Origin of the sequence: Ethanoligenens sp. (genome assembly GCF_047718355.1) — a bacterium.
In the GTDB taxonomy this organism is placed as follows: domain Bacteria; phylum Bacillota; class Clostridia; order Oscillospirales; family Ethanoligenentaceae; genus Ethanoligenens.
Genome location: NZ_JBDNLG010000127.1, coordinates 1 through 5,806, shown reverse-complemented (window position 1 = coordinate 5,806; position 5,806 = coordinate 1). Strand labels below are relative to the sequence as shown.

The window sequence follows — 5,806 nt, the reverse complement described above, 5'->3', positions numbered from 1 at the left end:
TGCCTGTCGCGCCCACACCGCGCACGGATGCATCCGGTACAGTTTCGCCTAGGCGATGCAGGCCGTCTTCCAGCGTTTCCACCGGGCGGCCGCGCGTGCGCAGATACAAAGAAGACAGCAATTTACCCGTTTCATCCATCAAAACCAAATCGGTGCTGACCGACCCAACATCTATTCCCAAATAGCAAGGCATACCCATTGCAAAAACCTCCTGTTTTGTAAAAAGTATGCGCGGAAATGCACATATTTATGCGTACCGACTGTGTGGGATGCTTGATTCCAAACAACGTCATGTTCTGCCAGCCGCTGTGGATATGGGCGCGGTCATTATGTTTTTTTGCGACATGTAATTTGTGGAAAAAACCGCGGACGTAACCATTTGCAAAAGCGGCATATCTATGCGATCTTCTAAGTTTTCGCTTGCAGCCGCCCCCCACAGCTTTTCATGCGGCGCATTTGCCGGCGCGGCAAAAACATGCTATGCTGGCAGTATGGGTGCGGCACTGGCCCTCCGCCCCACCAAACGTTCCCGGTCGACCGGCCGAAACCAAAAGACATGTCGCCCACTGTGCCCTAAGCAGGGCTATTGCACGAGAAAGCTGCCCCGCCGGCTTTGCCGCGCGCGGTATGCGCTTTGGGCTTGCATCTTTTGTCATCCTTTTACACATATGCGCGCAATGACATGTTTGCCCAACCCCCAAAAGGAGAGGAAACACCTTGCGTTTTCAATGGAAAAAGAGTATTGCCATCGCCGTGACGACAGCCGTCCTGCCGCTCTCGGTAGCAGCCGCAGCTCCCCAAACAAAAACAAGCGCCTGTAATCCGCTGGAATCCGCCTGCAAAACTGTCGTATGCAGTGTGCAAGGCACCTGCAAAGATGTCCAGCAGTACGTGCTGTCCCTGTTCGGGGAAAAAGGCGTTGCCTCTGCATCCAAAACCATCCCCTGCAAAACCGTAAGCAGAATGGCCAGCAAGGCGCCGGCACAGGCGAACTGCCCGGTTTCCGCCGCTTCACAGCCCAATTGCACCACGTCCGCGTCCTCTGGTGCTGTGCATAAGTCATCGTCTTCGACCGCGACTCCCTCCACACCGTCCAGCCAAGCCTCTTCCAAAACGACCTCCTCAACCACATCGCAGTCCTCGTCATCGACCGTCAGCAAACCTGCATCCTCTTCATCTTCTACAGCAGCCGGTTCGACAGCTTCCCAGTCTGTTTCCTCGACCCCCTCTTCTTCCACCGGCGTTGCCGGTTTGAGCGCGGCTGAAAGTGAAGTGGTCACGCTGGTCAACCAACAACGTGCGGCAAACGGCCTTGGCGCACTGACTGTCAATGCCAGCCTTGCCAACATGGCCCGGGTAAAATCGCAGGATATGATTACCAACAATTATTTTGCCCATCAATCGCCTACGTATGGCTCGCCGTTTGATATGATGAAACAGTTCGGCATTTCTTTCACCGCCGCAGGCGAGAACATTGCCTACGGTCAACCCACCGCACAGTCGGTTATGGACGCGTGGATGAACTCCCCCGGACATCGTGCCAATATTCTAAACAGCTCTTATACGCAGATCGGCGTAGGCGCTGTTAAGAACAGCAACGGCACCATCTACTGGACACAGGAATTTATCCATCCGTAAAACAGGCAGACGTCCCACAGGCAATAATCGACAACCCGCCCACCCACTGGGTGCGCGGTTTCTCTATGCCATTATGCAAAATCGTGCGGATGCCGTGAAAGATAGTCCCGCAGACATGCAACTGTATTCCGTGAGGGATTGTGCAGAACATAATCCAGCAACGCGTGCTGCACATGTCCGCAGGCAGCGCCGGCGTACCCCATATCGACCAGTTCCCGACCGCGCAGTGCCAAATGCGTCGGGAGATACGGCTCCCCGCGTGCCAAAATGCCCGCCAGCAACGCACGCTGCTCTTCCACATGTTCGCCAAGCAGCAACCCGCGCAAAAGCAGCCCTTCATCCAGCAGCGCAGGCGATATGTGCGCCAGATGCTTTTTCAGTGCCAGCGCATTGTCGGGCAACCGCTCCTTTAACACCTCTACCAGCGTGCGTACCTCGTCTGCCAGCCGATTTGCAAAGCGCAATCGTTCAAAAAGCAGTTGCATATCCAGATGCGTAAGAAAAACAAACGCCGCCCAACGCGGCGCAGCGTGATTGGGCACCCGTTCCATTCCGTCCGGCGGGCAAACCGGGCCAACCGGCAGTCCAACAGCTTGCCACACGCCCGCGAGTTCCGGCCAAAAAGCCACTGTGGGAGACGGGCTGCAAAGCAGCTTTTCCCATTCTGCCCGCACCCGCTCCGCACTCAGGTGTGCAACCAACGGCATGGCGGTTACTGCCGCCGTGCGCGTACAGGATTCGATCTCAAACCCAAGCTGTGCTGCAAACCGATAGGCGCGGAGAATACGCAGCGCGTCTTCCGCAAAGCGCAGCGCCGGCTCTCCCACCGCGCGCACCAGCCCGGCACGCAAATCCTTCGAGCCGCCAAACGGATCGCACAGTCCTCGGGTCGGATGCCATGCCATCGCATTCATTGTAAAGTCGCGCCGCGCCAAATCATCCCGCAGGCACACACCAAACGACACGGAAGCGGGATGCCGGACATCCCGCGTGCCCGATTCACTGCGAAACGTCGTCACCTCAGCGTGTGCATCCCCACAGAAAACAGTCACCGTCCCATACCGCAGGCCAGTCGGAAGTGTTTTGGGGAAAAGCGCCTGCACCCGTGCCGGTGTGGCGGCAGTCGCAATGTCGATGTCCTGCGGCACACGTCCCAGCAGACTATCGCGCACACAGCCGCCCACCAGCCACGCCTCAATGCCGGCTCGATCGAACACCGCCAGCATCTCCATCATTCCCGCAGAAAACAGCGGATTCATGTCGGCAGACTTTTGCCGCACAGCTTCATAACAAATGCGCAGATGTCATCCGTAGCATGGGGTTTGCCAACCAACTGAATGTTTGATTGCATATTTTTGAGCTTTTGCGGATATAAAAACAATTGATAAAGCGCCTCGTCCACCGGGTAGGTATTGGTGACATTGACAGCCAGTCCGTTATTGACCAAAAATTCCACATTGCGTTCTTCCTGACCGGGGATCGGGTTCATCATCAGGATGGGCAGATTTTTGGCAAGCGCTTCGCTGGTGGTCAGCCCGCCTGGCTTGGTAATGATGCAGTCTGCCGCATCCATCATCACATCCACATTGTCCACAAACCCGTAAACACAGACTTTCTTACGGGTGGTAAGCCGCCGAATCTTCTGGTAAGCGTGCTTGTTGTTGCCGCAAACAGCCAGCACCTGAAAATCGTTGTCCAAATGATCGATTTGTTCAATCACACCCGCGAGGTTGCCGTGCCCCATGCTGCCACCCATCACCAATACGGTAAAGCGGTCAGGGGCAAGCTCCAGTGCCGCACGTGCCTCTGTTTTTTCCATATAGGACGAAAACTTCGGCTGAATAGGGATACCGAACGGCAGAATCTTATGAGCATCAATGCCTTTCCAAACAGCCTGATGCGTCAGCAGTTCACTTGCTGTCACAAAATAGTCAATCTGGTCAACATCCTGCCAAAACGGATGGATTGTAAAGTCCGTGATGATACCAATGGTTTTTGCACGGATACGACCATTCTTCTTCATAGCATTGATGAGCTGTGCGGAAAAAATATGTGTGCAGATGATGACATCCGGTTGGAACTCACGCCGCAAAAAACGGGCCAGCTTCAGTGACATGATGGAATTTGCCGCATTCAGCACTGAATATTTGGAATTGCTTTTTTCTTTATGTTCAGCAAAACGATAACCCACGCCATAGGCCATCGGCGTTATGGAAGTTGCAATCAGATAGCCGCGCGCAATCGTCTGGTACAATGGGGGACTGATATAACGGTAGGAGTCCAATATCCGACATTCCGCCCCGATGGCGTTGAGCTGTTCGCTTAATGCTTTCGCCGTAGCATTGTGTCCCTGCCCGGCCGTATTGGTCAGCAGCAGAACTTTCATGCGCCTTGCCTCCATGACACGCGCAGCCTGTCTCAGGCTTTTGCGTGCAAAAATTTTATACAGTATTTTACAGAAATTCCTAACCTCATTATAGCATAACCAGACAGCGCACACAACACGCCCCATTTTACAAAAAGCACCCAGCCTGCCAAAACAGGTCGAGTGCTTTTGGTGCAGAGCCAAACCGTTATTTTTTGTGCTCAGCGCAAACGTACATCAGTCATCCTCGGGGCGGGCCGCATACAATCTGGCCCTGCAATATAACGAATCGGCGTCTATGTTGGTTATCCGTTCAGTCAGCAATGTACTCAGACTGTCTTTATGCCCGTAATTATCCACGCCGCGCAGAGTGACAGATTCCCACGTATAGTCCTTTAGGATGCCGGTCACATCTCTCTCACCGCTGTTGGCAAGTTCCACGGAAAGCAGCCAGCCCTTCTGGATACATACGTTGAAAAAGCCATGCAACACATCCGGAGAGGTGCCAAAATCCACCGCGTGCTTCTCCGGCCAAGAGCGGGCATAATACCGGATCTTGTCCTCATACGGACCATATGCATCGATACGATAGATATCATCCGTCCGCAGCAGCCGATAGCCGTCGTAGATTCCCTGCGGCGCCACGCTGTTGAGTATCGCCCATTCTTCATCGACCACGTTGAGCACACCGCAGTCATATTCGCTCGTATCCTGTTCGTTGGTATAAACTGATACGATTGTCTGTGCCTCCGCATATGCTTTTAAAGTTTCCAACATTGCTTGTTATTCGCGCCTCTTTGTTTTCTTTAAAGTGTTTTGACAAGTTGCTTGATATACGCCCGAAAGTCGTCTTTGATTTCCTCATGAACCAGCGCCGCCTCTACCGAAGCCTTCATAATACCAAGCTTGCTGCCCATGTCATAACGAATGCCCTCATAATCGACACCCATCATTCCTTTGGTGCGTGTGAGGGTGCGCATAGCATCGGTCAGCTGCAATTCTCCGCCCGCGCCAACCGGTGTTGTTGCAAGAATATCAAAAATTTCAGGGGGAAGCACACACCTGCCAAGAATGGAGTAAAGTGACAGTACCTCATCCGGCGTCTGCGGCTTTTCCACCATATCGGTCACTTTGAAGATGCGGTCATGCAACGGCTCCACCGCCAACGAAGAATACTTGTGGATATCTGCTTCCGGCACCTGCTTGATGCCCGCAACGCCAAGACCGTATTCCTCATATGCCGCACAAAGCTGACCAATCGCCGGTTTTTTGCCCACGATCACGTCGTCACCATACAGAACAGCAAACGGTTCGTTCCCCACAAACGGGCGGGCAATCAAAACCGCATGGCCCAATCCATGTGTTTCCTTCTGGCGCATATACGTGATATCTGCCAGATTTGCCACATCCACCACGATCTGCAATTTGTCCAGCTTTCCGGCTTCAGCCAGCTTCTGTTCCAACTCCGGGCTGCGGTCAAAATGATCCTCCATCACCGTTTTGTTCCGGTTGGTGATGATGAGAATCTCCTCAATGCCAGCGTTGACCGCTTCTTCCACGATATATTGGATAGCCGGTTTGTCCACCAGCGGTAGCATCTCTTTCGGGATGGCTTTTGAAGCGGGAAGCACACGCGTTCCCAGACCTGCCGCCGGAATAATGGCTTTTTTAATTTTCATAGCACGTCCTCCTAATATTGTACAAGTCAAATTATAACATATGGTGTTATGAATGTATAGTTTCTAAAAAATATCTCAAAGTAATTTCACAGTGCCTTCACAATTTGTTTTTAATGATGTGGAA

At 53.1% G+C, this 5,806-nt stretch carries 6 protein-coding genes and 1 pseudogene; 1 reads left to right on the top strand and 6 read right to left on the bottom strand.

Features of this window, described 5'->3' with window-relative positions; all coding sequences use genetic code 11:
* Both ABF463_RS13675 and ABF463_RS13670 read right to left on the bottom strand, forming a co-directional pair.
* Positions 1 to 199, bottom strand: a pseudogene (locus ABF463_RS13675) (2-hydroxyglutaryl-CoA dehydratase); the annotation flags it as partial.
* Positions 200 to 725: 526 nt separating this feature from the next.
* Positions 726 to 1,280: a hypothetical protein gene (locus ABF463_RS13670; RefSeq protein ID WP_415534459.1), complete on the bottom strand. Its 555-nt coding sequence runs from the start codon at positions 1,278 to 1,280 to the stop codon at positions 726 to 728.
* On the opposite strand from ABF463_RS13670, the gene ABF463_RS13665 reads away from it, so the two are divergent.
* Entirely contained in the window at positions 1,252 to 1,638 is a 387-nt protein-coding gene (locus ABF463_RS13665; RefSeq protein ID WP_415534457.1) for a CAP domain-containing protein, read from the top strand. The genes ABF463_RS13670 and ABF463_RS13665 overlap by 29 nt on opposite strands.
* A gap of 71 nt (positions 1,639 to 1,709) precedes the next feature.
* Here the strand turns inward: ABF463_RS13665 and ABF463_RS13660 are convergent, their stop codons facing one another.
* The 4 genes from ABF463_RS13660 to ABF463_RS13645 all read right to left on the bottom strand — a co-directional run bounded on the left by ABF463_RS13660 (position 1,710) and on the right by ABF463_RS13645 (position 5,682).
* Positions 1,710 to 2,897, bottom strand: coding sequence for a CCA tRNA nucleotidyltransferase (locus ABF463_RS13660; protein ID WP_415534455.1), 1,188 nt, complete (start codon positions 2,895 to 2,897; stop codon positions 1,710 to 1,712).
* Entirely contained in the window at positions 2,894 to 4,024 is a 1,131-nt protein-coding gene (locus ABF463_RS13655; protein ID WP_415534453.1) for an MGDG synthase family glycosyltransferase, read from the bottom strand. Before ABF463_RS13655 ends, ABF463_RS13660 begins: the two co-directional genes overlap by 4 nt.
* 216 nt (positions 4,025 to 4,240) lie before the next feature.
* Positions 4,241 to 4,780: a hypothetical protein gene (locus ABF463_RS13650; protein WP_415534451.1), complete on the bottom strand. Its 540-nt coding sequence runs from the start codon at positions 4,778 to 4,780 to the stop codon at positions 4,241 to 4,243.
* 29 nt (positions 4,781 to 4,809) lie between these two features.
* Complete coding sequence (locus tag ABF463_RS13645) at positions 4,810 to 5,682, bottom strand: UTP--glucose-1-phosphate uridylyltransferase (RefSeq protein ID WP_415534449.1); 873 nt, start codon at positions 5,680 to 5,682, stop codon at positions 4,810 to 4,812.
* Positions 5,683 to 5,806: the final 124 nt, after the last annotated feature.

What these genes read in the sequence shown, in the direction of transcription:
- ABF463_RS13660 (WP_415534455.1), bottom strand. Translation starts at nt 2,897, where the DNA reads ATGAATCCGCTGTTTTCTGCGGGAATGATGGAGATGCTGGCGGTGTTC.
- ABF463_RS13655 (WP_415534453.1), bottom strand. Translation starts at nt 4,024, where the DNA reads ATGAAAGTTCTGCTGCTGACCAATACGGCCGGGCAGGGACACAATGCT.
- ABF463_RS13650 (WP_415534451.1), bottom strand. Translation starts at nt 4,780, where the DNA reads ATGTTGGAAACTTTAAAAGCATATGCGGAGGCACAGACAATCGTATCA.
- ABF463_RS13645 (WP_415534449.1), bottom strand. Translation starts at nt 5,682, where the DNA reads ATGAAAATTAAAAAAGCCATTATTCCGGCGGCAGGTCTGGGAACGCGT.